This is a genomic window from Rhodospirillum sp. A1_3_36 (assembly GCF_047263945.1).
Taxonomy (GTDB): domain Bacteria; phylum Pseudomonadota; class Alphaproteobacteria; order Rhodospirillales; family Rhodospirillaceae; genus Rhodospirillum.
Genome location: NZ_JBLAVB010000002.1, coordinates 640614 through 667386, shown reverse-complemented (window position 1 = coordinate 667386; position 26773 = coordinate 640614). Strand labels below are relative to the sequence as shown.

Below are 26773 nucleotides of genomic sequence, written 5' to 3'. Positions count from 1 at the left end.
CACGGGACTTTGCCCCGTCCCCCACTGGGGCCGAAAGGCCCCAGACCCCAAGCTCCTATTTATAAAAGAAAATAGGGTTTGGGGGCACTGCCCCCCTTGAAAGAGGCCAAATGGCCATCGCGCCTTTTGGCGCGATAGAGCCCGCGTGGCGTTTGGGGCGTAGCGGCTCCGTCGACTCCACCGCAAGAAAAGCGGCGAGGGTATCAACCCGCACCGCCTCGTATAAGGACGCTTTCGCAGCGCCCAGTTCATATCGGGGTTGAAGTCAGAACCTGCGCGTCAGGCGTTGGATCTGGCCATCGCCACAGCAAGGGAACTCCGGCCTCTCCTGCCAGATAGAACCGCCTCTCCTAAATAAAACAAAAGCAGAGAGCGGGCTTCCCCTTCACTGTGACCACATCCAGCTCTAGAACTTACCCCGCGTCTCGGATTTGGAATAGTTGCTGAAGTGGCCTTCCTTAGCGGCCTGTGCCCGCCCCTTATTAATCAACCCCTTCATCTTGCCTGCGGGAGCGATCGTACCAAGCATCCGCTCAAGATCCTTGGACTGGCACTTGGGGCATGTGGGGGTATCGCCAAGCCCCACGAGCTGTTCGAATTCATTGGAGCAGGACGTACAGTGGTAGCTGTAGAGCGGCATGGCGTTCCCCCATCATGCGCGGACATTACAAGCCTTAGACCGCTCGTTTCCTGGCATCCGGACCCCTACCCAGACAATCCATGCGGTTAAAGCCCCCTTACTGTTAGCACATGCGGGAAAGAGGCTTCAACACTGATAGAAGCAAAATCCATCAACCGGCGATTGACTCCAGGGAAACTGGACTCACAGATCACCCCGGTGCATGGACTTGAAAAGGGCGATCACGGCGGACCTCATTTCATCCTCCGGCAGAGCCCAAAAGGCCTTTGCCAAATCAATGCTTTGCTCCCGCTTCATCGGATCATCCACACCGGTTTCGTCCTGCGTCACCTCGCGCAGCCCTTCGGCCAATGCTTTATCCTTGTCTGGATCCCGGTTCTCCATTTCCCGAAAGAAAAAGTCGACCGACACACCAAGAGCAGTTGCGATATCATAAAGACGACTCGCGCTAACCCTGTTTGTCCCTCGCTCGTACTTCTGAATCTGTTGAAAAGAAACGCCAACCAACCCTGCAAGGGTGTCTTGGTCCATGCCCAGCGCAATGCGCCGTTGCCGGATCTTTCTCCCAACGTGGGTATCGACCTCATGGATGCTCATGCAAATTCCTACCCCCGATTGTACCGCCGTCCATTCTTCGGGCAACGGAACCCGATACATTTGCGAGACTCATGCCCTAAACACAACCCAACATAAACGCTCCCCCTTTAGATACTCAAAAAACGGGCAAGCGTCGAGCATGTCGATTGTTTTTTCCAAATTTTTACCTATGAGAGCATACTCTACCTATTGGAACTCTCGTCTCAGAATAACGCTAAGGCGAGTAGGTGACGATGAGATCAAGGAAAAGTCGTATTCGAGCTGAGGAATCCGCAGAGACAGATCCTTGCACCAGGACCGGTTTTCCGACGATGTTTCCGGACGTGCGTCCAGGTTGGGATGCCTATACCAATGAAACCGACCAAGTAGCCCCCGCACCACCTGACGGCGTGCAAAAGCCCGCTGGCTTTTGAACGTTGAAAAAAGGGTGTGACGTTAGACGAAAGGAGGCCCCCTCACGGGGCTTTGCCCCGTTCCCCCTCTTTGGCGAGGCTGGGGCCGAAGGACCCCAGACCCCGGGCTCTTATTCGTAAAAGAAAAGGGGGGTTTGGGGGCATTAGCCCCCAAATGGGTTTGGGCTATCGCCCAAAAATGACGAGATGCCGTCGCGTTCCCTGACGGGGCGTCACAAGAGGAACTTGGGGCAGCGACAGGGAGCGGGAGAGGCCGTCCATCGACGCCCCTGCACCACACCCCAACGACAGCGGGTGCCATTTCGCCCTGCGGGGATGAACGCCCATGGACGAACATATGCGACAGAGTCCTCCGGTCGCGCTAAGGCATGCACGTCTCTTTGTGCCGCTCCGTAGTTAAATAATACGGTGTTTTGCTTCGTCATTCCCGCCTGTGCGGAAATGACAAAGTTAAAAAACCTTACAAGTCCCGTCGAAAAATCTCAGCCGCATGAAAAAGGCCCCCGTTCTTGGGAACGGGGGCCTTCGAGGAACCAGCATTCACTGGATCAAGGCAAACCATATCTATGCCAACGGACAAACGCCCGTGGAGCGGACTTCATTCAAATGGAATTGGCGACCGCCTCTAGTGAAGCTTAGAGGGTAATTCTTCGATCGCGGAGTCGATCAACGTGTTTTGCTCGGCGGCAGCCATATTGTCTTTCATCAGCTTTGTAGCCGTCTGGATCGCCACATCAACCGCCGTCGTACGAACCTCTGCCAAAGCTTGCAGCTCAGCCTGTGCGATGCGCTCCAAAGCCTGTTGTTCACGCCGTTTAATCGCCGCTTCCAGGTCCGCTTCGGCCTTGGCGCGCAGACGTGCTGCCTCTTCCTTGGCATGTCGGACGATGTCATCCGCTTCCTTCATGGCATCGCGCTGGCGCCGCTGGTAATCGGCCAGCAAGGCCTGGGCATCCTCGCGCAGCTTGCGGGCTTCGTCGATATTGGACTTGATGCCCGCTGCACGGTCATCAAGCTTGCCAATGATCGTTCCCTTGGCCTTCACCCAGACAAAGGCGACCACGATCACAAAGGCGAGACCGACCCAAAAGGCGGGATCCCCATAGAACGCCCCATGGTCTGTGGCATGTTCGGAGGTGGCGGCTAAAGCTGTCGAGATCATCGGCCTTAATCCTTCATCGCGGAGGCGACGGCGTCGCCAACCTTGGCGTCATCCAGTGACAGACCAGCCAGCTTCGCGACCATATCAGTCGCCGCAGTGGCTGCGATCTCGCGCACATGGGACAAAGCCTCGTCACGGGACTTGGCGATACGGTCCTCGCCGTCCTTGATTTGCTTAGCAACCCGCTCGGAAACCTCGGCGTTTTTCGCCTCCGCTTCCTTAGCGGCGGCTTCGGTTACGGCCTTGATTTCATCATGGGCCTTGGTCCGAGCTTCGGCCAGGGCGGCTTCGTAAGCGGCGATCGCCGCTTCGGTTTCAGCCTTAAGCTTCTCGGCCTGTTCCAGGTCGTCGTCGATCATCTTTTCCCGCTGTTCCAGCACGCTGGCCAAGCGGGGAATCGCCATGCGGGTCATCACGAAGTAAAGGGCCACGATGGTGATCGCGAGCCAGAAGAACTGCGACGGAAAGGACGACGGATCAAATTGAGGCATGGATTGGACTCCCGCGTCGGGCCATGCGAAACGCGCGTCGCAACGGACCACCGGATGAGCGGCCGAAAGCTCCGAGACGTCGCGCTAAAGAAGGAAACGCGAACCGCCCGATTGGCATGGACAGGGCACGAGGAATCGGATCATCAGGGGTCCCGCTGATCCGATTCTTGTCCCGTCCACGGGCGGCTGTGGTTACCGCGTCGGTTTAGACGAACAGCAGGATCAGCGCGACAACCAGGGCGAACAGGGCGATAGCCTCGGTCACCGCGAAGCCGATCCAGCCGTACAGCTCGACGCTGGACTTGGCGGCCGGGTTGCGGCCAACGGTGGCGATCAGATTGGCCCAGATGTTACCCACACCGATACCGGAACCGATCATGCCGATCGCGGCCAAGCCAGCGCCGATCATCTTTGCAGCTTCAGCGTCCATAAGATTACCCTTTCAGAAAAACCGATAGTTTAGTTAGACGGGATTGTACGTGAACGCCCCACCACTCATCAGTGCATGTTGATGGCGTCGTTCAGATAGATGCAGGTCAAGATCGTGAAGACATAGGCCTGCAGGGCGGCGATGAAGAACTCCAGAACGGTGATCCCCAGGACGACCGCAAACGGCAAGACACCGACGACGCCCATAAGAACCACAAACCCCGCCAGAACCTTCAGCATGATATGGCCAACGGTCATGTTCGCAAACAAACGCACAGACAGGCTGAAGGGACGGGAGAGGTAGGAGATCAACTCAATGGGGATGAGCAGGGGCGCCGTCAAGATAGGCGCTCCGTGGGGAAAGAACATCCCGAAATAGTGCGTGCCATGGCGCATGAAGCCGATGATGGTGACCGTGATAAAAATCACGACAGCCAACGCCGCCGTCACCGCAATATGGCTGGTAAAGGTGAAGGAATACGGCAGCATGCCCAGCATGTTGCCTACAAACACGAAGACAAACAGAGTGAAAATATAGGGGAAGTACTTCATCCCCGCAGTCCCCACATTGTCGCGAATCATGTTCGCGATGAACTCATACATCAGCTCGGCGACGCTCTGCAATCGCCCTGGCACCACGGACCGGTGCGCCGTAGCGAACCAGAAAAAGAGGCCAGCCAAACCAACGGCGATGCACATCAGCAGCGCCGAGTTGGTGAAGGAGACGTCCACGCCCCCAATTTCAATGGGAACGATGGACCGCACCTCGAACTGATGCATCGGCGGATGCAGGTCGAATACGCTTTCTTCCACTGCGGGGACCAGTTGTTCAGCCACGATCTTTATTCCCTTCCGCGTTTTCCTTGCGCGCTACCGCGCCACCCAAGCCAACGGACTCATCCAGGCCCTTGACGACACGATAAGCGTTCATCACCCCGGCCGCGCCCCCGAACAAAAGGAACACGATCAGAAATATCGGCATGGTCCCAAGCCAAGTATCGAGTCCATACCCCAGCGCAGTGCCAACCGCCACTGTGGTGACCAGCTCTATGCTGATTCGCATGCCAATACCCAATCCCGACGCCCTCTGGGGACCTGTGGATCCGGCATCTTCATATGCACCACGTCCTGAAGCGGGCCTTAGTTTCCCAAGGCGCTTCGAAATGTCATCCAAGGAGGGTGGGATGTCCCCTGTGGGTCCCCTGTCGGCCATGCGTTAATTCCCCCTATACCAATGGGTTGGACCCCCCGGTCCGCCCCTGGGAACCTTCGCAGGGCGCGGGTCCCTCTCCCCCCGCAGCGAACAGTCCGAAAAGCGCGGGCAAAATACGGAGAGGGGGAGAGGGTGTCAAGGAGGAAAACCCCAGGCCACCGACCGCATCCACCGCGCAAAAATCTCGAATTTCAGGTGGTTAGCACCGGGCATTCACGGCCTTGATCCACACCATGGCGGAAAAGGGACGGCACGACAACCTGTTACACGGTCGCCCCATCACCATCGCGCAGTTCCTCGGCCTGACGCAGATCAACGGAGACGAGGGTCGAAACGCCGCGCTCGGCCATGGTCACGCCGAACAGACGATCCATGCGCGCCATGGTCATGCGGTGATGGGTGACGACCAGGAATCGGGTCTTGCTGATATCGGTCAGGTCCCGCAGCATGCCGCAGAATCGGTCCACGTTGGCATCATCCAGGGGCGCGTCCACCTCATCCAAAACGCAAATTGGCGCCGGATTGGTCAGAAAGACCGCGAACAACAGGGCCGTCGCTGTCAGGGCCTGCTCTCCACCGGACAGCAAACCAAGGCTCTGCAGGCGCTTCCCTGGCGGACTGGCCATGATCTCCAGACCCGCTTCCAAGGGATCGTCAGATTCGATCAAGGTCAAATGGGCCTTGCCGCCACCAAACAGGCGGGAGAACAACACCTGAAAATGCTGATCGACCTTTTTGAAGGACTCCAGCAAGCGCGCCCGTCCCTCTCGGTTCAATTCGTTGATGCCCTGGCGCAGACGCGCAATGGCGGCGGTCAAATCATCGCGCTCCAGGCAGAGACCCGAAATCTGTTCCTCCAACTCCCGGGTCTCCTGTTCGGCGCGCAGATTGACCGGCCCCATGGCGTCTCGCTCCCGGACCAATCGGGTCAAGCGGGCTTCGGCTTCGTCGATGGGAGGAAGGGTGGAGTCGTCCTCAAGCCCGGCGACTTCGGGAAGCTTTTCGGGCGTGCAGTCGAGTTTCTCGGCGATCGATTCCGCGACCGTCCGGCAAGTCGTCCGACATTGCTCGACAGCACCTTCCATCCGCACCCGGGATTCGCGGGTCTGGGCCTCGGCCTTTTCCGCCTCTCTCAGGGTACGGTCCGCTTCACTCAGACGGCGCTCGGCCTGGACAAGGGCATCCGCAGCGGTCCGACGTCCTTCCTCGGCCAGGGCGATCTCGTCCACCAGAAAAGCGCGCTTTTCGGCGATTTCCTCCGGCCGCCCTTCGATCGCCTCCAGTTCATCCAGGGCCGCTTCCGCCCGCTCGGCCAATTCGGCTTCCTGGTCCGCCGCCCGGTCCCGGCGGATGCCCCAAGAGGCCACCTCCTCGCCAATGGTGGACAGGCGGCGGAGACGGTCCTCCGCCTCCCGGGCGATCCGATCATAAGCGGAGCGGGCCTCCACCAGAACGCCCCGCCGGTCCGCCAGATCTCCCTTGAGCTGGGCCACTTGCTCCCGCAGGTCCAGGCCATCACCCATTTCCTCCAAGGCAAGGCGAGATTCGGCCAAGCGTTCACCAACCTCGTCCCAATCGACCCGGGCCTGTTCCAGGGATTGTTCCAGGGACACCAGCCGGGATTCGGCAGCCGCAGCCTCCCGCTCCAACCGTGCACGGTGGTCCCGGGCCTGAGAGAGGGACCGCTCCGCAATTCGGGCGGCCTCCCGAGCCCGGCGCTCCCCTTCTGCGGCCTGAAGTCCGGCAGCACGGGCGGCCTCTGCCGCCTCCTGGGCGACCAGACTGCGTTCCTCCGCCTCGGCGATCTCCTCGCGCAGGGACTCCAGCCGATTCCGCGTTTCCAGGCGGACTGCGGCGGCACCTGCCGTATCCTGCGCCCCGGCGCGACGATACAAGCCATCCCAGCGCCATAGCGCCCCTTCCGAATCCACCAACCGTTGTCCCGGCGCCAGCTTTTCCATCAAACTGTCCGCAAGCGCACCATCGCCAACCAGCCCCACTTGGGACAGGCGACGCGCCAGGGCGGGGGGAGCCTCGACCAGATCAGAGAGGGGTTGGGCACCCTCTGGCAGTTGGGGCGTGACCGGTAACGGTGGCAACGCCTTCCAACGACTGGGAGCGCCACTATCCAGGGAGGCCAGCAGATCATCTCCAAGGGCTCCGGCCAGGGCCTTCTCCCCCCCTTCCCGGACGGTCAAGGCATCGAGGACCGGCGGCCAGTCCCCCTTGGGCGCGGCGCGGGTCAGGGTGGCTTCCAGACCCCGGGCCTCGGCGGAAAGCCGGGTCGCCTCCCCCTCCGCAGCGCGGCGCGCCTCCTCGGCGAGGTCCCGCGCAGCCTGACTTTCGGCCCGGGCCAATTCTCCGGCCTCCAGATCGGCACGACTATCGGCCAGCGCCGCTTCGGCTTCCATTTCCGCCGCCTCGGCCAGCTCCAGGTCCTCCGGCGCGACGGCGGTTCCCTGGGCGGCCTCCCTTTGGCGCTCCAGATCGAGCAACCGTTGCTCAAGGCGGCGCGCCCGCTCTTCGGCCTCGCGCACGGCCCGCTCCTGGGCGGCGCGGGAGGCTTGGAGAGCGGCCAGAACCTCCGTCGCCTTGGTCAACTCGCTTTCTAGGGTATTGGTGGCCTCGGTGGCCAGATAGAGCGCTTCCTGGGCGTCTTCCTTGGCGGCCTCCTCCCCATCCTGGTCGGCTTCCAGACTTTCCCGCTCCGCGTCCAAGCGCGCAATGGCGTCAACGGCGTCCTTGGCCTGTTCGCGCACCCGGTCCATGTCCGCCTTGGCCTGGGCCAACCGGGTGCGATTTTCCTCCCGTGTCTGAGCGAGTTGGCGGTCCTCCGCCTCCAATTGCTCCCGGGCAACGGCCAGACGCTGCACCCGGGCTGCGGCCTCCGCCTCGGCGTCGCGCATGGGGGCCACGGCCGCCGCAGCCTCGGCTTGCTCCCGAGTGATTTGGGCACTGAGAGCCGCCCGGTCGCCCACCAGCCGCTCTGCCTCCTCGAAGGCCCGGCGGGCCTCCTCCAGGGCGCGGATGGCAGTCAGCCACCTTTGGCGCAACAGTTGGGCTTCGGTCAGTCGGACGCGATTGGATAACTCCCGGTAGCGGCTCGCTTGTTTGGACTGGCGTTTCAGTCCGCCCAGTTGGCCATCCAGGGCAACCAGCACATCTTCCAGGCGGGAGAGGTTTCCCTCGGCGGCACGCAGACGCAGTTCCGCCTCGTGACGACGGCTGTACAAACCGCCAATCCCTGCGGCTTCTTCCAACAGGGCACGCCGCTGGCTGGGTTTGGCGTTGATCAGCGCCCCCACCCGTCCCTGACTGACCATCGCCGTGGAGCGCGCACCCGTTGCGGCATCGGCAAAGAGCAATTGGACATCCCGGGCCCGCACGTCCTTGCCATTGACCCGATAGACCGAGCCCCCGCCCCGGGTAATCCGGCGGGTCACCTCCAATTCCTCGGAGTTGTTGAACATGGCCGGGGCCGTGCGTGACCGGTTATCCAGGGACACGGTCACCTCGGCGACGTTGCGGGCCGGGCGGTTGGACGTACCACCAAAAATGACATCGTCCATTTCTCCGCCACGCAATTGCTTGGCGGAGGTTTCACCCATCACCCAACGCAGGGCTTCCACGACATTGGATTTGCCGCAGCCATTTGGCCCGACCACGCCGGTCAGCCCCGGTTCGATCAGCAGTTCGGACGACTCGACAAACGATTTGAAGCCGACAACCCGAAGGCGTGTGAACTGGATCAAAGGGGCGGTCTTCCCTTACTGGCCGAGCAGCGGATCAATGACCTTGCGGAAAGCCTCGATAGACTGACTGCCCACAATCACCGGCTTGCCATTGATGACAAAACTGGGGGTGGAGTTGACACCCAAGGCTTCAGCCTGAGCCTCACCCTCGCGGATCCCGTTGAAGATCGATTCGCTTTCCAGACAGGCCTGCACATCCTCTTTGGACATGCCCACCAGAGCTGTATAGCCCTGAATCGCCGCAAGCGGATCCTTGGCCCGTGCCCAAGTCATCTGGTTCTCGAACAGGGTGTTGATCAGGGGAAAATACTGCTCCTGCGGGGCGCAGCGGGCAATCATCTCGGCACCCAGGGCCAGGGGCTGTCCCAGGGTGTGGTCCTTGAAGACCAGCCGAACCTTACCGGTGTCGATGTATTCCTTCTTCAACTCAGGCAGGGTTTCCTTATGGAAATCCGCGCAGTGGGGGCAAAGCAGCGAGGAATATTCAACAATGGTCACGGGCGCATCGGGGGACCCAATGGACCGTTCCGAATAGACCGGCGCGTCCTGGGCAGCGACAGCGGCGCCGACACCTCCAAGGGTGAAAACGGCCAGGGCGAACGCAAAGCGGCGAATGGTCGGGAACACACTCTTTCTCCTTCGGGGTCGGGAACCGCCATGGGGGCAGTCCGGGACACGGTGCCGCAACACTATAAATGCCCTCACCCCGGCGGCAAGCGTGGGAAGAGCACTCTTCGCCCTGTTTTTCAAGGAATTGGAGCGAAAAAAAGGCATTCGGGTCCATGCGGCCAAAGACAAGCATCGGGTGGATCGGAAAACCGGTCCCCACTTTTCCGCCCGATCAAGCCAAAGACAAGCATCGGGTGGATCGGAAAACCGGTCCCCACTTTTCCGCCCGATCCAGCCAAAGAAAGCATCGGGTGGGTCGGAAAACCGGTCCCCACTTTTCCGCCCGATGCTCTATCCGCGCAATCGCCCGACAGCCTCGCCCAGCCGGGCCAAAGCAGCCCGCAAATCCGGGTCGTCGACCTCGGCCAGTTCAGCCTCCAGAGCGCTCCGCCGTTCGGAGGAGAGGGGGGGAGGGTCCTTAAACTTGCGCCGATTCGGTCGGTGGAGTCGCCCTTGGTGCAGGGTGATCCGGCCAACGGCAGGCCAGCCCAGGTATCCGTTCACGCGCTCGATGATCTGCGGCATACGGTGTTGGATCTCCATGGCAACCGCCCCACCCTCCACTTTCAGATGGAGCACGCAGCCGCCCCCGCCATCCGGCGCATTGCCCTTGCGCGGCCGCTGAAGCCTCTGGGGATGGGAGCGGGAAGCGAGCATGGGGCCGACGATCGCCGCCCAATTGGACAGCAGGGATTCCTCGGCCAATCCCCGGCGGGACAGGACCGGCAAAGCCGCCTTGAAGGTCACCGCCGACAGGGCTTGGGTCTTGCGGCTCCGGCGTGGCGGCGCTGGCGCTATGGTTCCTTTCGCAGCCGTCTCTCCTCCTGGGGGTTTTTTTTCCATGCTCTTCCCGATTCCTGGATATTCGTGCACTAGATGATATGACCGCCTCCCGCCTTCGGGCCAACCCCCAAAACCCCGGCGATTCGTCCATGACCGATTCCCTACCGTCCATCGACCCCGCCCACCTGTCCGCCCGCTTGCTGGAGTGGTATGCCCGAGACGGCCGGACCCTCCCTTGGCGGGCGCCCATGGGCCAGTTGAACGACCCCTACAAGGTCTGGCTTTCGGAGATCATGCTGCAACAAACCACCGTGCGGGCCGTGATTCCCTATTTCGAGGGGTTTCTGGCCCGCTGGCCAACGGTGGTCGACTTGGCCCAGGCCCCCCTGGATGATGTTCTGACCGCTTGGGCCGGCCTCGGGTATTATGCCCGGGCGCGGAACCTCCATGCCTGCGCCCAAACCATAGCGCAATGGCGGGAGGGACGCTTCCCGGAAACCGAAGCGGAACTGCTGGAGCTGCCCGGCGTGGGTGCCTATACCGCCGCCGCCATCGTGGCCATTGCCTTTGGCAAGCGGGCGGTGGTGATGGATGGCAATATCGAACGGGTCATGGCCCGCCTGTTTGCCGAAACCGATCCCTTGCCAGGGGTCAAAAAGACCCTGCGTGCCAGGGCCGAAACCATGACCCCAACGCACTCCTTTGGCGACCATGCCCAAGCCCTGATGGATTTGGGAGCCTCCCTCTGCACCCCCCGCTCCCCGGCCTGCGGATTGTGCCCCTGGCGCGACCCCTGCAGGGGCCGACGCCAGGGAATCGCAGAGTCCCTTCCCGCCAAAGCCCCCAAGAAGGAAAAACCGACCCGCCTGGGAATCGCCTTTTGGGTGGAACGTCCCGATGGGGCCATTCTGCTTCGCCGTCGACCGGAGTCGGGGCTTTTGGGCGGCATGATGGAAGTCCCCTCCACCCCCTGGCGGGAGGATCCCTGGACCCTGGAAGAAGCCCGGGCCGAAGCCCCCCTAACCGCGAATTGGACCCCTTTGAGCGAGGGGATTCGCCATACCTTCACCCACTTTCATCTGGAGCTTTCCGTCGCGCGGGCCAGGGTTTCCACAAGGGATCAAGCCCGGGGACTCTGGGTCAAACCGGCGGACTTCCATGCTCACGCTTTGCCCACAGTCATGCGCAAGATTATCAAATTGGCGCTCCGTTCGAAAATGATGTAACCTTATTATTTATGAGGATATAGAGGTGAAAAAAGCGCGAAACTGGTTTCCCCCGGTTCCGCGCTTTCCTTTCTCGATCTAGCCCTTAAGAGGCTGGCTGCGAGCCAACGACCAAGTCGGCCTCCGTTGACCCCCTACTCTCTTGGAGAAAAGTCCACGTGGAAGCTCTGCCCGAGCTGAGAGGGATTCTCCATCCGCACCTCAAAAGGCACTTTGTCGCCCGGTGCCAGCACCGTCTGGGGCGGCGGTTGAACCACTTGGCTCAACTCCCTGTCATTTTTATCGACCACCACCAATCGAATATTGGGAACTTCCCGCGTCTCTTTCGTGTCATTGGTCAAAAGCCCCCGGACAATCAGAACACGGTCATCCCCTTTTGCCTCTATCGAGCTGACCACGTTCTGGAAGGTCAAATCACTTCGGATCCCCTCCACTTCAATGTTCAAGCTGTCGTATAACGGCGCCGCAACAGGCAGATAGGTAACGATATAATTCCGACCGAAATAGGCACCGGCTCCCAGGATCAACACCACCAACTGCACGATGATAATGCCCTTGAGCACTCCGCCACCCCGTTTTTGGCGACGGGGCCGGGGGCCGGTGAAAACCCGGGGAATGGGATCGGCATCCCCCCCCATCAGATCATCAAATTCGTCTAGGGAATCGTCATCGTCGTCGTTATCGTCTCCACCCATCCCCCGGGACCGGAGGAAATCGCGCAACTCGTCGTCGTCGTCCTCGAAACTGTCGGCCTCGTCCGGCAACGGTTTTTCGTCAAGGACGACACCGCCACCCTTCATTTTCCCGAGGATGTTATCCAGATCCTCCAACTCCGAGTCCACGTCCTGCTTTGACGGACGCGGCTTGGGTGGCGTTCCATCCGGATCCATTTCCAGGGGAAGGTCAATGGGCTTCGCCCTGGCCGCCCGGGGAGGGGGAGGGGTTTCTGGGGGTGGGGGCCTCTCAGCCCGGGCGGCCTTCGGTGTCGAAGCCGCCGCTCGGGAGGAAGCCGCCGCAGCGCGGGGGGATGGTGCCGCCGCCTCGCGGGGGGCGTCAGGAGAGGCCTGATGCCAAGTGTGTCCGCATTTGGCGCACTTCAACTTGCGCCCCTTGGTTCCAAGGGCGCCATCTGGCAAGTTGAACTTGGCCGAACATCGCGGGCATTCAATGATCATGGTTATCGGATCCGCCGGAGTGCTATCCTTTGTTATACGGTCTAGCCCGCCACGGTGACAAGCGACCATAAGAATAAGCGACAAAAGGTTAATTTTGGTTTTTCATCACCAGCCCCCTCGACGTGGGGGCCAAGGTGGGCCAAAACTGGGGCCTTCTAGGCATCAATGCAAGGAGCAGGTGATCGATGAGGAGGCTGGATTATTTTCCGCAAGCAGCGTGATCACCGCGAAGATGCCGTTGCAGCCCGTTTCGACGCGGTGGGCCTACGCTATGGCACCGGACCAGAGATCTTCACAGGCATTCATTTCGAATTGGCCGCAGGATCCTTCCACTTCCTGACCGGAGCCTCAGGCGCGGGCAAATCCTCCCTGCTGAGCCTCCTTTACCTGGCACAGCGGCCGACCCGGGGGTCTATCACCCTGTTCGGCAAGGAAGTCACGACCATTCACCGTCGACAATTACCAGCCCTGCGCCGACGAATCGGCGTCGTTTTCCAGGACTTCCGGTTGCTCGACCACCTGACGACCCTGGATAACGTGGCCTTGCCCTTGCGAGTCGCCGGAGTGACAGAGGAAGAAATCCGCCGCCATGTTCCGGAGCTGCTGTCTTGGGTTGGCCTGAAGGAACAGATGCATGCCAAGCCCCCCACCCTGTCCGGTGGCCAAAAACAAAGGGTGGCCATCGCCCGGGCCGTCATCAGCCGACCAGACCTGCTGTTGGCGGACGAACCCACGGGCAACGTGGATGACCGCATAGCCACCCGCCTGCTTCACCTGTTCATCGAACTCAACAAGCTGGGCACGACCATCCTGATCGCCACCCATAGCGAATCGTTGATCCAACGTTTCCGAATGCCTCGCCTGCACCTGGAGGACGGCGCAATTCAGGTCCTCGACGCCCCTCAGACACCGTCACGCCCCTCCCTTCCCGGCTCTACCTTGAACACGGCAGGGACCTTGGGCTCCCCAGAAAAAGGCGACGCATGAGCTGGCTACCCCATGTCGATTTGCCCGTAGCCGAGGATGGAAACGGTCGTTTCCTACCCATCATGGTGGCCGTCATGGTTTTCCTGGCCTCCCTCGCAATGGCTGGCGCACTCGCCGTTGAAAACGTGGTTGATCGCTGGAACAGGGATGTGACAGGGACATTAACCATCCAAATCATGCCTGCCGAAGGGACTCCGGAAGACAGCGAAAAACGAACCAATGCCCGCCTGGAACAGGCCCTTGGCCTTTTGCGGGCAGAACCCGCCGTCGCCAGCGCCCAGGCTATTCCCATTGCCCGGCTGAAGACCCTGATGGAACCCTGGCTCGGCTCCGCCGACTTGGTGGCAGACCTTCCCATGCCCCGGCTGATCGACGTCTCCCTACGCGACGGTGTCCCCATTGACCTGCATAGCTTGGCCACCCGCCTGGGCGACGCCGTGCCCGGAACCACCCTGGACGACCACCAGCTTTGGCTCTCCAAGCTGGTCGGTTTGGCCCAAGGATTGGGATCCCTGGCCCGGGTCGTCGTCCTTCTGGTCACCTTGGCCACTGCCGTGGCGGTGGTGCAAGCCACCCGATCGGGCTTGGCGACTCACCGACCCGCGATCGAGGTCCTACACTTGATTGGCGCCCAGGATGACTACATCGCCCGGCAATTCGCCACCCGGGCCATGCTGCTGGGGTTGGCCGGGGGTATCCTGGGCCTTTTGTTGGCCCTCCCCGCGATCATTCTTGTTGGTTGGCTTTCAGCGGACATTGAGGGGGGATTCGTACCGAAAATCACCCTGACCACAGCCCATTGGCTTCTTCTTCTCTGCCTGCCGATGGCCGCCAGCGCCGTGGCAATGATCACCACCCGTGTGACCGTTTTACGCGCCCTGGCGCGCATGCTTTAGCACAGACGAAGACGTGAAAGCTGAGAGGAACAAACTGGAGAAATCTTTGGGAGGAGGAAGGAACGGCATTGCAGCCGCATCACCTCGCCAAGCCTCTTCCAAACCAACATCTTGGAATTGATCACCATTATGATATGTGATCCCTGAAGCGGGATAGGATCGTAATGGGTGAATGAGACTGGCGAACCATGGGCGACATGAAGCACGATACGAATGGCGGGAAGGGACGGCGGTGATGATCCCCCTGGCGAAACTGGTCCTCTTGACCGGGACGCTGCTCCTCACCGCTTGGCTGGTGGGGTTGGGCGCCTATACCTCCGCCATGCCCCAAACCCTGCAGGACAAAACCACACAGACCGACGCTATTGTGGTCTTGACCGGCGGCTCAGAACGCCTCGAAGTGGGCTTGGCCCTTTTGGAACGGGGCTTGGCCCAACAGCTTTTTCTGTCCGGTGTCGGTGGAGAGGTGACCTTGGATGACCTGCGGGAAACCGCCCTGGATGTCCCCGACCACCTGATCGACCGAGTGACTTTAGGTCATGCGGCGCTCGACACCGTGGGCAATGCGCGGGAAACCGCAGACTGGATGAAAACCATGGGATTCAAGAGCCTACGCTTGGTCACCGCCGCTTATCACATGCCCCGAGCCTTGCTGGAGCTCCACGCAGCCATGCCAGAGATCCAGATCATCCCCAACCCTGTGTTCCCCAAGACGGTAAAACAAACTGAATGGTGGAAATGGCGGGGAACGGCCCTTCTCATGGCCGAGGAATACACCAAATTCCTGGTAGCTTGGCTCCGAGCAAAGGTTATTCGTCTTTCGAAGCATCTCCCTGGCATCAATTCCGAACAAAACAGTTCGTAAAAACAAGACCGGTTAAAAAGACAACGAAGAGGAGATCCTCACCCCATGGCCACACTTCGTGCCGCCCTGTTCACTCTCTTCCAGTTTTGCTGGACCGGGACCCTGGGCCTGCCCTTTTTGCCCATCCTGGCGATGGACCGGAAGCACTCCCAAGCCCTGGCCCGCGTCTGGCTAGAGGGTATGCTATGGGGTGCCCGGGTTTTCCTGGGGCTGCGTGCGGAGGTGCGAGGATTGGAGAACCTGCCCAAAGGGGGCTGCGTCATCGCGGCCAAACACCAAAGCGCCTTCGAAACCTTCCTGTTCCACACGGTGGTGGAGGATGCAGTCTATGTGTTGAAACATGAACTGGGGCGAATCCCTGTCGTCGGGTGGTATCTGCGTTCTTCCGGACAGGTCTTTGTGGACAGGTCCGCAGGAGGCACAGCCCTGAAATCCATGGTGAAAGAAGTGCGCGTCGCCCTGGACCGAGGCTCCCAAGTGATTATCTTCCCCGAAGGAACCCGCGTCGCACCAGATGACCAGCTTCCCTATCATCCTGGGGTCTCCGCCCTCTATACCCAGCTCCAGGCACCGGTGGTACCCGTGGCCCTCAACTCCGGTCTGTTCTGGCCCCGGAAAGGTTTCGTCAAGAAACCTGGAACGGTGGTGGTGGAGTTCCTCCCCCCCATGCCGCCGAACCTGAACCGCAAGGCCTTCATGGTCGAATTGCAATCCCGGATCGAAACCGCCAGTCGCGCCTTGGCCGGACTACCAGCGCCAGAGGCTTCCGCGCAGGATAGATCAAACCGGCCCAAATCGGAATCGATTTAGGCCGGTTTGATTTAGATTCAACACGTTAAGTATCGAGGGGACCGGAAAACCGGTGCCCATCGATGCTCTAAATCCGCTTCATCGAACTAGGACGCCCCCATGCCCCAACCCATCGTCGAAACCATCTGGCGCGAGAAATACCGGCTCGTCGGTGCCGATGGCACTTCCAGCGAACATAAGCCAGAGGACAGCTTCGCCCGGGTTTGCGCCGGGGTTTATGCCAAGGATCCCGCCAGGGCCACCCACGAGCCCCTGGCGCTGGCCGCCATGACCGCCCGGGAATGGTGCCCGGGCGGACGCATCCACGCCGGGGCCGGCACAGAAAAGCGGGTGACCCTGATCAACTGCTTCGTCAACATGACCCTGCCCGACAGCATGGAGGGCATCATGGCGGCCCTGTCCCGGGCGGCAATGACCATGCAGCAGGGCGGCGGCATCGGTACGGATTTCTCCACCCTGCGCCCCAAGGGAGCGGAAGTGAAGCGCACGGGGTCCATTTCCTCCGGCCCCCTGTCCTTTATGGAAATCTGGCACGCCCTGTGTGGCACGATCATGAGCGGTGGCGCCCGCCGGGGGGCCATGATGGGGACCCTGGCCTGCGACCACCCGGACCTCCCTGCCTTCATCTCCGCCAAGACCGAGGCCGGCCGCCTGACCAACTTCAATGTTTCAGTCCTGGTCACCGATGCGTTCATGGCCGCCGTAGAAGGCGGCGCCCCCTGGGACCTGGGCTTCCCCATCCCCCCTGCGGACCGGAGCCGAATCGTCGAGGTCAAGGAGCGGAACGGCGCCCCTTGGTACGTCTATGATCGCCTGCCCGCCCAAGAGCTCTGGGACCGAATCATCCGAACCACTTATGACCACGCCGAACCGGGGGTGATCTTCATCGACCGGGTGAACAACCAAAATAACCTCGCTTACTGCGAGACCATTTCCTGCACCAACCCCTGTGGGGAACAACCCCTGCCCCCGGACGGCGCCTGCAACCTGGGCTGCGTCAACCTGGCTGCCCTGGTTCTGGACCCCTTCACCAGCCAAGCCCGCCTGGATCTGAACCGCCTGGCCGAGGTGACAGCCATCGGCGTCCGCTTCCTCGATAACGTGCTGGACGTCTCCAACTTTCCCGTCCCCGAACAGGCGGAAGAAGCCCAAGCCAAGCGCCGTCTCGGCCTGGGGATCATGGGGCTTGGCACTGCCCTGCAGATGCTGGGTCTACGCTATGGATCCGAGAGTGCTGTGGTGCAAACCGAGCGGATCATGGAAACCCTGCGCGACGCCGCCTACCGGGCCTCTGTCGCCCTGGCCAAAGAGCGGGGAGCCTTCCCCCTCTGCGATCGGGAAAAGCTTCTGGCCCGCCCGTTCATTGCCGGATTGCCAGAGGATATCCGCCAGGGCATCAGTACCCAAGGGTTGCGCAATGGTGTGTTGATGACCGTCGCTCCGACCGGCACCACGGCCATTTATTTTGACAATGTCTCCAGCGGCCTGGAGCCCACCTTCGGCTGGCGCTATTTCCGCAAGGTTCTGCGCCCCGACGGGGGGCATGACGAATTTCCCGTGCTGGATGCGGGATTCGAGGCCTGGTGCAGGGCCGAGGGTCTGGATCCATCCACGGCGTCCCTGGACAACCTGCCCGACGCCATGGTCTCCGCCCTTGATCTCACCGTGGAGGACCATTTGCGCATGCAGGCGGCCTGCCAGACCCATGTGGATGCTTCCATCAGCAAGACCATCAATTGCCCGCCAGACATGACCTTCGACGCCTTCAAGGAAGTCTACCGCATGGCCTATGACATGGGCTGTAAGGGCTGCACAACCTACCGCCCCTCGGGTATCAGGGGATCGGTTCTCTCCCTAGACTCGGAAACCAAGGCCCCCAGCACCACGCCAGCCCCGCCCCACAAGAGCCCCCCACCCCCAAGGCGTCCAGAATGCCTGGAGGGACGAACCTACAAACTGAGCTGGCCCCTGTCGGACGAGAATTTTTACGTGACCATCAACGACCTGGTGGAACCGGATGGCCATCGCCGTCCCTTCGAACTCTTCATCGCTTCGCGCTCCGCCGAACACGCCGAATTGCTCTCGGCTCTGACCATGACCCTGTCTGCGGTCATGCGGCGCACGGAGAACCCGGCCTTCCTGGTGGAGGATCTGGAACAGGTGCGCGGTGCCCAGGGTGCCTGGATCAAAGGCCAATACGTCAATGGCATCGTCGCCCTCGTGGCCTCGGTCATGCGGCGCCATCTGGCAGATTTGGGGCTTATGGATCCCCCCTTGGAGCGGGTCTCTCCGATGGAGGAGGACGCCATGCCACCCGAACCGAAAGAGCAGAAGCGGGAGTCTGGGCGATCAACCATGGTGGGAGCGATCTGCCCCAAATGCAGCCAGCCGACCTTGTTCCATCAGGAAGGCTGCTCCAAGTGCATCGGATGTGGCCATTCTACCTGTTCGTAAGGACAGGAAAGCCGCCGACACCCTCCACGGCGAGCCAGCGGTTCGAATGAAAAGAGTCGAACCGCTGGGAGGATTTTGATAGATGGCCCCCCCTATCGCGACGCCTGCGCCGCTTCGTCCACGATGGCCAGCAATCGGACGAGATCGACGTCATGGATACCGAGGGCTTCCAGGTGCCCCACCGTATTGGCCAAGTAATCCCGGGCTGGCCCCTCCTGACCGTGACCCGCCAAAATGATTTCGGCGGCCTCGCGATCTGTCAGCGCCCCCCTGTACTGAACGTGGTCCTTATCGGCAATGAAGCCGTAGGTATCCACCACTCGGCCATCTTCCAAAGTAACCGGCAGGGTCCGTTCCAGATAAACTCCGGTCACCAGTTCTCTGTCTTGTAAATAGCGCACCGCGTCCGCGATGTGTTCCGGCGCCACCCGATAAGCCCGCCCCATGCACTCTCCGCCTTCTTCCAGACCGAGAACCAACCCCGGCTTTTCGGGCGTCCCCCGGTAGCGGATAGAGAGAATGCACATGGACCTATGGTATCCTCGAAGCAGGGCCGGTTGGGTTTCCTCATGGGGAAATCCCGGTCTCCACATCAGGGAACCATATCCAAATACCCAAAATTCTTGATCAGTTTCCGATTGCTGGTCTTTTTCCATGACATCCCGTGGTACGGTTTAAAAGGACTAGAGTGCTCTGAGATCACTCTAAACTCACTATCATTAGAGTGAAATGGGGCCATCTTGTTTCAAGCTGATCCCATTTCATTCTAGCGACGGCGCTAAGGAGAACACGAAGTGGCCATGGGAGGAAAGGATAAGCCAGGGGCGAATGCCCGCACAGGTGCGCGCGGCGTTGCGAAAAAGAGCAAAACGAGCGCCAAGGGGAAATACACCAAAGCCGCGACCGACGATCCCTTAGGACGGCCCATCTCTGGTCGGGATCCCCGCTTCCACTCCCCCAATGCCCACAAAAAAAAGAGCCCCCGCAAGCCTAAGAAAAAACCTCTTCTGACCCGCGTCTATGTGTGGGGTCCCATGCTGATGTTGGGCTTTGTTTGCGTCTATATCGGGTTCTGGTTCTATGCCGCCAAGGTGGCCACCCTAGGCCTCACCCAATGGGTCGCCGACCGACGGATGGAAGGCTATACGATCTCCCATGGCCCGATCGACGTGGGGGGCTTCCCCTTGGCAGTGACCGTCACCATCCCCTCTCCCTCGATCACGGCGCCTCCGGATTTTAATGCCTGGTCCTGGTCCACCACCCGACTTTCGGCCCGCATCAATCCTTTCAATCCCAGTGCATTCGTTCTGAACGCCCGGGGCCGCCATGACCTGAACCTGCCCTTGGGACCGGAGGGACGCCTTCTGCCCGTAACGATTTCCGGTCGCGCCATGGGGGGATACATCGACGTGGATTCCACCGGCAATATCTCCGAAACGGACCTGCACTTGACGGGGGTTACTTTGGCTGGTCTGCCCGGTGGGGCAGGCGCCATCAGCTCCCTGAACGTAAAGACCAAGGACAGGGCCCTCTATGGCGACCCGGATGAGAAAAAATATGGCGAGATCTCCTGGAGCATGCAACTTCGGGGATCGGGGATCACGGTGCCTTCGGCCTATAGCCCTGGGTTGAGCAAGGACCTGTCCTCCCTGACCCTCGATATGAATGTCTACAAAAACATCCCCGGGGGTCCCCTCCACGAAGCCCTGAAGACATGGCGGGAGGAGGGGGGCTATATCTCCGTCGACACCCTGTCCCTGGCCTGGCCCCCCCTGACGGCTCGGGGAAGCGGGACCCTGGGCCTGGACGACGAACTCCAACCTGCGGGCAATTTTACGCTCCGAACCCAAGGCCTTTTGACCATGATTGACGGTATGGGACGCCAGGGATGGGCAAATCCCGCAGAAGCCGATATGGCCCGCATGGTGATCTCGGGCATGGCCAAGGACAGCGGGATCAGCACTCCAATCACCATTCGGCGCCGGTCAATCTCCGTCGGCCCGGCGAAACTGGTCGACCTTCCAACAATCTACTGGGGAGGCAAGGGTGCCCGGTCCCTCAACCGGATCGCACCGGGTTTCGAAATCAACCGTGATGGACAAGTCGTCCGCGATGGTCAGGTGGAGACCCGCCCGCTGCCCGATATCCTGGCCCCCATTGGCCGCGACTCAAATCCCGTTCAGAAATAAAACAGGGCAACCTGATACCGCAGACAGAACGTTGAAAAGTCACGGAATTTTAAAATTCCGCACCGTCAGAATCCCTTATACCAAAGTGCGGCGAGGTTGACGCACCGCACATTGGAAGCGGCCAAGTGGCCGCTGCGCTTTCTGGTGCAGTAAAGCCTGGGTGGCATGTGAACGCGAGAAAAGCGGCGTGGGTTTGAACCCCCGCCGCACGGTATTATGGTCGCACTCGGCCTCGATAGTGACCACAGGTCTGATGGAGAAAACGCTACCATGACCCACGAAGACGTGATGGAACTGCAGGATCTGGCGTCCCGGCTACGGGCCTTGGATTGCGAACATCCAGACATCACCATCCTGGGCCATGATCTGGCCCGGCGAATCGAAGGTCATCTGAATAACGAACCGCTGGCCACACGCAGGCCTATCAAGTCGGCCATGCCCCGGTTTTTCTTGGCAACGGTGCTGTAGATCAGAGCGGAATGAGGACGAACACGGGACATGACAGTGTCTCGTCTTTTTTGGGTGATAACCCAAGCCCATATGGCGGCATGTGCCCCCAAACTCCCAGTTTTCTTTTATACACCGTTTCCTCGAAAATCCGGAAAATGTGCTTCGCAGTTGCTGGGCTCTGCCCAGACCCGCAAAGGGTCGCGGACCCTTTGATCCCAAATGGGGGCCTGGAACCTTTCGGCCCCAGTGGGGGACGGGGCAAACTCAAGCCTGTTTGGCGTCAATCACGGCTTGGCGAACGGCGCGGGTCTTGGTGAACAGAGCCTCCAACGTCTCTCCCTCCCCACGCCGGATAGCCCGTTGCAAGGCGGTCAGATCCTCGGTGAAACGCTGGAGGATATCCAGGACCGCTTCCTGATTATTCACGAAGATATCCCGCCACATGATTGGATCGGATCCCGCGATCCGGGTGAAATCCCGGAAGCCGGATGCGGAAAACTTAATCACTTCCCGGTGCAGGTGCTCTTCCAGATCACTGGCTGTTCCCACGATGGTATAGGCAATCAAATGCGGCAGGTGGGAGGTGATGGCCAGCACCCGGTCGTGGTGGGCCGCCTCCATGACCTCAATGATCATCCCCGCCCGACGCCACATCTCCGCAACCCGGTCCAGGGCATCCGGATCGGCGCCCGGGGGTGGGGTCAGGATGCACCACCGCCCCTGGAACAATTCGGCGAAGCCCGATTCCGGTCCACTTTTCTCTGTTCCCGCCACGGGATGCCCTGGAATCAGATGCACGCCCTCGGGCAGGTGAGGGGCGATCATGGCAATCACCCGCTCCTTTATGGACCCCACATCGCTGACAATACAGCCGGGCTTCAGGGCCGGACCAATCGTTTCGGCGATGGCCCCACCAGCCCCCACGGGGGCACAAAGCACCACCAGATCTGCGTCGGCAACTGCGGTGACCAAATCCTCGGTCGCCTCATCCACAATGCCCAGGGCCAAGGCCCGGGCAGCCACCCCCGGTCCCGTATCCCCGGCCACAAGGGTTCCGGCCAAGCCTTCGCGCTTGATGGCTCGGGCCAGGGAGGACCCGATCAACCCGATCCCCAGGATCGCGATCCGGTCGAAGAGAGGCGCGCCGCCTGAAGTCATGTCGCTCCCCCGGTTTCCATGAATTCAGCCAGGGTGCCCATGGCCAGTTCCATGTCGTCGTCTCGCCCGATGGACAGGCGAATGGAATCGGGCAGGCTGTAGCCCGCCACCCGGCGGACGATCACGCCGCGGGAGCGCAGGAAGGCATCGGCCTTGGCTGCGGTCCGCCTCCCCTGAGCCTCGAAGGTAATCAGGGCAAAATTGCAGACGGAATCGGTCACGCTCAGACCCAAGCTGCGGGCCTTTGCCTGAGTCCAATCCAACCAATGGGTATTGTGGCTGCGGCTCAAATCAAGGAACGTCTGGTCGCCAATGGCCACCTCGCCCGCCGCCTGGGCGGGAGCTGACACATTGAATGGGCTGCGCACCCGGTTCAGAACATCGATGATATGGGCCGGACCATAGGCCCACCCCAGCCGGACACCGCCCAGACCGTAGATTTTCGAAAAAGTCCGGAGCATGACCGTATTGGGGTGGCTATCCACCAGGGCCGCGCCCGGGTCATAGTCGTTGCGCAGCACGAATTCGGCGTAGGCGGCATCCAGGACCAGGATGATGTCGTCCCGCAAGCCCTCCCGCAGGCGAATGACCTCGTCGTGGGCGATATAGGTCCCGGTCGGGTTATTCGGATTGGCCAGGAAGACCAGCCGCGTGTTGGGTTGGACGGACGCCAGAATGGCATCCACATCCGCAGTTTTGTCCCGCTCCGGCGCGAGAATCGCCTCAACCCCGCAGCTTTTGGCGTAAATGGCGTACATCAGGAATCCGTGGGCGGTCTGGACAATGGTGTCCCCGGGACCGGCGTAGGCCCGACACAGCAGACCGATCAACTCGTCCGATCCAGCGCCACAGACGATCCGGTCTGGATCCAGGCCCTGGGCCTCACCAATAGCGATCCGCAAGGCCGCCGAGTTGCCATCGGGATAGCGATGGGCCTCCAAAACCGATCGGGCCATGGCTTCGCGTGCACGCGGGCTGGCCCCCAATGCGCCTTCGTTGGAGGAGAGCTTAATCACCCGATCGACACCCGGGACCTTGCTCTCGCCACCGGCGTAAGGGGTGATGTCCATGATGCCCGGTTGAGGCTGGGGAATGATCACGTCGGTCATGATACGGAACTCTTTATCTTGGTCGGTCAAGGACAAGGAAAACGCAGAAAGGCGCCATTGGAGAACATGGACCGGTCAGTCAGCCCCCGGACGGAGCACCATCCATGGATTCGGACGAGAACGGCTGGGCGTAACAGCCCAAAACCACAACCCGGCTAATGGGGCCATGTCCCCCATCTCCCAGACTGCCCAATCGGGTGTCTCCGGCGGGAACGAAACCTATAACTTCCACCAGAGTCAGGCGGACGTCCGGCCCCTGGGGCCGGACGTCCATCACTCCCACAGGATCGAAGCCCGAATCTCTCAGGGCATCAAGCAAGCCGGCCCTGCTCAGGTGCGCACTGGATTCCAGGGCGAGCAGGCCCCGGTCCTCGCCCCCACTGGGTTCCGGATCCAGACAGGCGATAGAAAGGGCTTCCTTGCCGCTCCGACTACCGGCGAAAGGCAGACGAGAAACGATCCGCGGCGTTCCAGCCATTTCCGACATGAGTTGAGGCCACCAAGCCAAGGGATCCTCGGCCGTGGGGAGAGGCAGGACACCAACCGTCGCGCGCCCCTCCACGACCTCTTGTGTCACCTGCCCCAGGGATTGGTGAAGCGTGGCCGGGGTGTGAGAGCCATATTGATCGCGGGCCAATTCCAAATAGCCATCACCGGATTCCGGAACCCAAACCGCAACGGAGAACCGACCCTGCATGGAGACGATCACCGCAAAGATCTCCCGCCAAAGCCGAACCAGGGTCCTCCTGGGGAAGGGACCACCGTGACGCGCAACCAATCGGCGCAGGACCGCCGCTTCCCGCCCAGGTCGGAGGAACACAGCGCCCCCCCCTTCCGCACCCTTTGCCTTGCGAACCCGGTCTGCAATCTGGGCACGCCGCATGATGAGGTCATGGATCGCATCATCGATCCCATCGATTTCCCGCCGAAGGTCGCTGAGCGAAGGAGGTCTGTCGGTCATTGGCACTCCAGGGAAGGTCCCGTCAAGGATCGTCCGGTTCTCGAGACAGGAGAGCATCATTCACAACCAGATTGGTCCCAATCTGATGCAAAAATACTCCAAGCCGCAACACGGCACGGTTATTAAGAGAGGTCGAAAGAATCCCGAACTCTGAACAAGGGGTGACAGGTTTATCCCCAAAGGGCGTCGGAATCAAAGAAATCGTTGACAGGAAACGACCCCCTTTCTAGCTAGTCTGGCCCCGTCTCCTCACCCAACGGACTCTCAAGCAGGTGAGGACGTCGTTCGACGACCGGAGACAGCCCTTGCCCTCGCGATCACCGCCCCTCCATTCGCCGCCCCCCCATTCACCAACGCCGCCCTCCCCACCAGGCGGAGTCGACAGCTTGCGGGAAACAGAGCATCCCCGAGTAATCCTTGAAAACCTGTTGCGTATCGCCGCCCGCGCCATCGCTTCAACTCACAATTTCTCCTGTTGGAAAAAGCGTTTTCAGATTGCGACCCGGAGACGAATGCCGATCAGCGGTGACATTCCCTTGCAATGGGGGACCGCATCCAATTCCCACTTCTGTACCCTTCTCGATTTCCGTCAACTCTGCCAGGATATGGCCAATCGCGTGAAGAAGGGATTGGCCCTGAGCGAACAGGGCCGCCTCCAACAATTCGAAGCCGACGGCCCCCTGCCACCCTTCTGGCGGCTCAACCGGTCTTCCTGCTATCCAAGGAAACACAATCGTGATTAGGCGCACCCGCAAGGTCCTCGCCATTACCGGCGCCCTCGGCCTATTGAGCTTGGTTATGGGGGGATTGGCGCTGGTCCAATTCGCCGATGACCCCCTGGCCCTGGTTCTAGAGAAACGGGAGCGGGTCGTGATTCCCCTGCCCGATTCGACCAGCCGATTGGTCCTTGTCCGACGCACGATCATGTCAGGCTCTCAACGCCGCCATATCGCCCTGGAGCGGGCTGGGCAACCCATTGTGGAAACGGATCTCTTCGAAGCCGCCAACGCAAAGGATGCGATGACCGTGTCCTGGCACGAGGCCTCTCTCGAGACCGGTGGTCCCTATGTGCGTCTGAACGAACCGGGTGGCGAAATCCTGGTCGACTTGGTGAACCCCGCTGTGGTCCGGGTACTGCGCACAGCCGTGGGACCAATCCTGACCTCACCCAAAGGTGATGCCCGGGTCGGCGCCATCATCGGTCCCGACAACACCGTCATCGTCACGGACGGATTGGCCGGGCTGCACCTCCCCACCGGCACCGGACGTCCTCTAGGCCGCGTCGAGCTCGACGAGAATGGCGTCTGGTCCTTCACCTCCGTCGTGCCCTCTTCCCAGGGATAGGACCCTGCCGTCACTCTCCCCGGGTCGCCGGCGAGGGTCCCGAAACCCGGGACGATCTGGGCAAAGCGGCGTAGACCCGACGGCGGGGGGCTTCCCGCAACAAGGGCAAGGCAATTTGTTTGGCACATTCGCTGATCACCACCCCGCCAAAACCCGAAAACCACCGGTTCCCAAGGCGCTCCAATGCGTTGGCCGATCCCTGCACCAAACGCGACCGGGTTGGTGGCATGAACAGGGCGGTGCCAGACCCCAGGGGTGCGAACATGTTGTCCTTCAGCAGCCGGGACAATTGCCCTTCCGAGTAGGGCAAACCGTAGGCGAAGGGCGACCGCTCCAACCGGGCCCAGGCCCCCGCCCGATTGGGAACGACGACAATCATCACCCCACCGTCGGCGAGCACCCGCCAGCATTCCCGCAGAAGAACCCGGGCGTGGTCGGTGAATTCCAAAGCATGAATCAACAACAGGCGATCGAAGGAACGGTCGGGAAAAGGCAGATCGAATTCATCTACCAAGGTGGTCAGGGCCGGTTCCCGCGTCGGCCACCGGGCTGCCCCCATGGGCGCGGGCATGGCGGCAATGACCCGTTCGGCCTCGCCCGTAAATGGCCGCAAATAGGGACTGGCATATCCCAGCCCCAGCACCCGGGCCCCCCTCACATCGGGCCAGCGCTCCCGCAGGGCAGCCAGATTCAAACGCCGGGCCGCGCGCCCCAGACGCTTGCCATAGAATTCCCTCAGGTCGACGACATCGGTCCACATGCAGCCATCCTTTCCAATTTCCAAAAATCAACGGGGTCGGTTCCATCGGACCTGAGTGGAAAGACGAAATGCGACCTTAAGGCCGGTTCCTGCCTTCGCCAGCCTAAGACTGCTTGCGTTGGCGGCTGGCAACCCCACATGGGACAGGGTAAAAAGAATCCGCCGGGTATACCAGCGGCGAAAGCCCAAAGAGAACGGATCGCACGAAGAGAGGGTCGCTCCCTCAGGGGCCGGAGGTCC

Annotated in this window: 27 protein-coding genes and 1 pseudogene; 11 read left to right on the top strand and 17 right to left on the bottom strand. The window is 61.0% G+C overall.

What is annotated here, in order from left to right; genetic code table 11:
- Window positions 1–406: 406 nt before the first annotated feature.
- The 10 genes from ACLIRY_RS07560 to ACLIRY_RS07515 form a co-directional block, all read right to left on the bottom strand.
- A complete protein-coding gene (locus ACLIRY_RS07560; protein ID WP_413204748.1) occupies window positions 407–640 on the bottom strand; it encodes an FmdB family zinc ribbon protein in 234 nt (77 codons plus the stop codon).
- 183 nt (window positions 641–823) lie between these two features.
- Window positions 824–1237, bottom strand: a complete 414-nt coding sequence (locus tag ACLIRY_RS07555) for a helix-turn-helix domain-containing protein (RefSeq protein WP_413204747.1) — start codon at window positions 1235–1237, stop codon at window positions 824–826.
- A gap of 1038 nt (window positions 1238–2275) precedes the next feature.
- Window positions 2276–2812, bottom strand: coding sequence for a F0F1 ATP synthase subunit B (locus ACLIRY_RS07550; RefSeq protein WP_413204746.1), 537 nt, complete (start codon window positions 2810–2812; stop codon window positions 2276–2278).
- Window positions 2813–2817: 5 nt separating this feature from the next.
- Window positions 2818–3303, bottom strand: coding sequence for a F0F1 ATP synthase subunit B' (locus tag ACLIRY_RS07545; protein ID WP_413204745.1), 486 nt, complete (start codon window positions 3301–3303; stop codon window positions 2818–2820).
- 205 nt (window positions 3304–3508) lie between these two features.
- Window positions 3509–3733, bottom strand: a complete 225-nt coding sequence (locus ACLIRY_RS07540) for a F0F1 ATP synthase subunit C (RefSeq protein ID WP_413204744.1) — start codon at window positions 3731–3733, stop codon at window positions 3509–3511.
- Between the two features lie 68 nt (window positions 3734–3801).
- On the bottom strand, window positions 3802–4524 hold the full coding sequence (locus ACLIRY_RS07535; RefSeq protein ID WP_413204789.1) for a F0F1 ATP synthase subunit A: 723 nt from the start codon (window positions 4522–4524) through the stop codon (window positions 3802–3804).
- Window positions 4525–4561: 37 nt separating this feature from the next.
- On the bottom strand, window positions 4562–4945 hold the full coding sequence (locus ACLIRY_RS07530) for an AtpZ/AtpI family protein (protein WP_413204743.1): 384 nt from the start codon (window positions 4943–4945) through the stop codon (window positions 4562–4564).
- A gap of 263 nt (window positions 4946–5208) precedes the next feature.
- The gene (smc, locus tag ACLIRY_RS07525; protein ID WP_413204742.1) at window positions 5209–8697 is read right to left on the bottom strand and encodes a chromosome segregation protein SMC; all 3489 of its coding nucleotides are present in this window, start codon (window positions 8695–8697) and stop codon (window positions 5209–5211) included.
- Window positions 8698–8712: 15 nt separating this feature from the next.
- The gene (locus ACLIRY_RS07520) at window positions 8713–9324 is read right to left on the bottom strand and encodes a DsbA family protein (RefSeq protein WP_413204741.1); all 612 of its coding nucleotides are present in this window, start codon (window positions 9322–9324) and stop codon (window positions 8713–8715) included.
- Between the two features lie 333 nt (window positions 9325–9657).
- Window positions 9658–10209, bottom strand: a complete 552-nt coding sequence (locus ACLIRY_RS07515) for a DUF721 domain-containing protein (RefSeq protein ID WP_413204740.1) — start codon at window positions 10207–10209, stop codon at window positions 9658–9660.
- An 89-nt stretch (window positions 10210–10298) separates the two neighbouring features.
- Between ACLIRY_RS07515 and mutY the strand changes: the two genes are divergently transcribed.
- Complete coding sequence (gene mutY / locus ACLIRY_RS07510; RefSeq protein WP_413204788.1) at window positions 10299–11375, top strand: A/G-specific adenine glycosylase; 1077 nt, start codon at window positions 10299–10301, stop codon at window positions 11373–11375.
- Window positions 11376–11509: 134 nt separating this feature from the next.
- On the opposite strand, the gene ACLIRY_RS07505 is transcribed toward mutY, so the two are convergent.
- Entirely contained in the window at window positions 11510–12265 is a 756-nt protein-coding gene (locus ACLIRY_RS07505) for a DUF3426 domain-containing protein (RefSeq protein ID WP_413204787.1), read from the bottom strand.
- Between the two features lie 16 nt (window positions 12266–12281).
- Between ACLIRY_RS07505 and ACLIRY_RS07500 the strand changes: the two genes are divergently transcribed.
- Window positions 12282–12443 carry a hypothetical protein gene (locus ACLIRY_RS07500; protein ID WP_413204794.1) on the top strand — a complete coding sequence of 54 codons (162 nt, stop codon included), beginning with the start codon at window positions 12282–12284 and terminating at the stop codon, window positions 12441–12443.
- A 14-nt stretch (window positions 12444–12457) separates the two neighbouring features.
- Here ACLIRY_RS07500 and ACLIRY_RS07495 read toward each other — a convergent pair.
- A pseudogene (locus ACLIRY_RS07495) lies at window positions 12458–12550 on the bottom strand (zinc-ribbon domain-containing protein); the annotation flags it as partial.
- 258 nt (window positions 12551–12808) lie between these two features.
- Here ACLIRY_RS07495 and ftsE point away from each other — a divergent pair.
- From ftsE to ACLIRY_RS07470, 5 genes are all read left to right on the top strand, one after another.
- The gene (gene ftsE / locus ACLIRY_RS07490; RefSeq protein WP_413204739.1) at window positions 12809–13537 is read left to right on the top strand and encodes a cell division ATP-binding protein FtsE; all 729 of its coding nucleotides are present in this window, start codon (window positions 12809–12811) and stop codon (window positions 13535–13537) included.
- The gene (locus ACLIRY_RS07485; protein WP_413204738.1) at window positions 13534–14433 is read left to right on the top strand and encodes a cell division protein FtsX; all 900 of its coding nucleotides are present in this window, start codon (window positions 13534–13536) and stop codon (window positions 14431–14433) included. Before ftsE ends, ACLIRY_RS07485 begins: the two co-directional genes overlap by 4 nt.
- Window positions 14434–14605: 172 nt before the next feature.
- Window positions 14606–15298: a YdcF family protein gene (locus ACLIRY_RS07480; RefSeq protein WP_413204737.1), complete on the top strand. Its 693-nt coding sequence runs from the start codon at window positions 14606–14608 to the stop codon at window positions 15296–15298.
- Window positions 15299–15343: 45 nt separating this feature from the next.
- Entirely contained in the window at window positions 15344–16108 is a 765-nt protein-coding gene (locus ACLIRY_RS07475) for a lysophospholipid acyltransferase family protein (protein WP_413204736.1), read from the top strand.
- Window positions 16109–16207: 99 nt separating this feature from the next.
- The gene (locus ACLIRY_RS07470; RefSeq protein WP_413204735.1) at window positions 16208–18562 is read left to right on the top strand and encodes an adenosylcobalamin-dependent ribonucleoside-diphosphate reductase; all 2355 of its coding nucleotides are present in this window, start codon (window positions 16208–16210) and stop codon (window positions 18560–18562) included.
- Between the two features lie 92 nt (window positions 18563–18654).
- Here the strand turns inward: ACLIRY_RS07470 and ACLIRY_RS07465 are convergent, their stop codons facing one another.
- Window positions 18655–19218 (bottom strand): gamma-glutamylcyclotransferase, encoded by a 564-nt coding sequence (locus ACLIRY_RS07465; RefSeq protein WP_413204734.1) that lies wholly within the window; start codon window positions 19216–19218, stop codon window positions 18655–18657.
- Window positions 19219–19362: 144 nt separating this feature from the next.
- On the opposite strand from ACLIRY_RS07465, the gene ACLIRY_RS07460 reads away from it, so the two are divergent.
- Entirely contained in the window at window positions 19363–20751 is a 1389-nt protein-coding gene (locus tag ACLIRY_RS07460; protein WP_413204733.1) for a DUF2125 domain-containing protein, read from the top strand.
- Between the two features lie 270 nt (window positions 20752–21021).
- Entirely contained in the window at window positions 21022–21219 is a 198-nt protein-coding gene (locus ACLIRY_RS07455; protein WP_413204732.1) for a hypothetical protein, read from the top strand.
- A gap of 246 nt (window positions 21220–21465) precedes the next feature.
- Here the strand turns inward: ACLIRY_RS07455 and ACLIRY_RS07450 are convergent, their stop codons facing one another.
- From ACLIRY_RS07450 to pheA, 3 genes are all read right to left on the bottom strand, one after another.
- Entirely contained in the window at window positions 21466–22359 is an 894-nt protein-coding gene (locus tag ACLIRY_RS07450; protein ID WP_413204731.1) for a prephenate/arogenate dehydrogenase family protein, read from the bottom strand.
- Complete coding sequence (gene hisC / locus ACLIRY_RS07445; protein WP_413204730.1) at window positions 22356–23468, bottom strand: histidinol-phosphate transaminase; 1113 nt, start codon at window positions 23466–23468, stop codon at window positions 22356–22358. The genes ACLIRY_RS07450 and hisC overlap by 4 nt, the downstream gene beginning before the upstream one ends.
- A gap of 79 nt (window positions 23469–23547) precedes the next feature.
- Window positions 23548–24429 (bottom strand): chorismate mutase, encoded by an 882-nt coding sequence (gene pheA, locus ACLIRY_RS07440; protein WP_413204729.1) that lies wholly within the window; start codon window positions 24427–24429, stop codon window positions 23548–23550.
- A gap of 272 nt (window positions 24430–24701) precedes the next feature.
- Between pheA and ACLIRY_RS07435 the strand changes: the two genes are divergently transcribed.
- Together ACLIRY_RS07435 and ACLIRY_RS07430 are read left to right on the top strand one after the other, a co-directional pair.
- Window positions 24702–25172, top strand: coding sequence for a methionine biosynthesis protein MetW (locus ACLIRY_RS07435; protein ID WP_413204728.1), 471 nt, complete (start codon window positions 24702–24704; stop codon window positions 25170–25172).
- On the top strand, window positions 25165–25773 hold the full coding sequence (locus ACLIRY_RS07430) for a hypothetical protein (RefSeq protein ID WP_413204727.1): 609 nt from the start codon (window positions 25165–25167) through the stop codon (window positions 25771–25773). Before ACLIRY_RS07435 ends, ACLIRY_RS07430 begins: the two co-directional genes overlap by 8 nt.
- Before the next feature lie 10 nt (window positions 25774–25783).
- On the opposite strand, the gene ACLIRY_RS07425 is transcribed toward ACLIRY_RS07430, so the two are convergent.
- Window positions 25784–26533, bottom strand: coding sequence for a class I SAM-dependent methyltransferase (locus ACLIRY_RS07425; RefSeq protein ID WP_413204726.1), 750 nt, complete (start codon window positions 26531–26533; stop codon window positions 25784–25786).
- Window positions 26534–26773 lie beyond the last annotated feature (240 nt).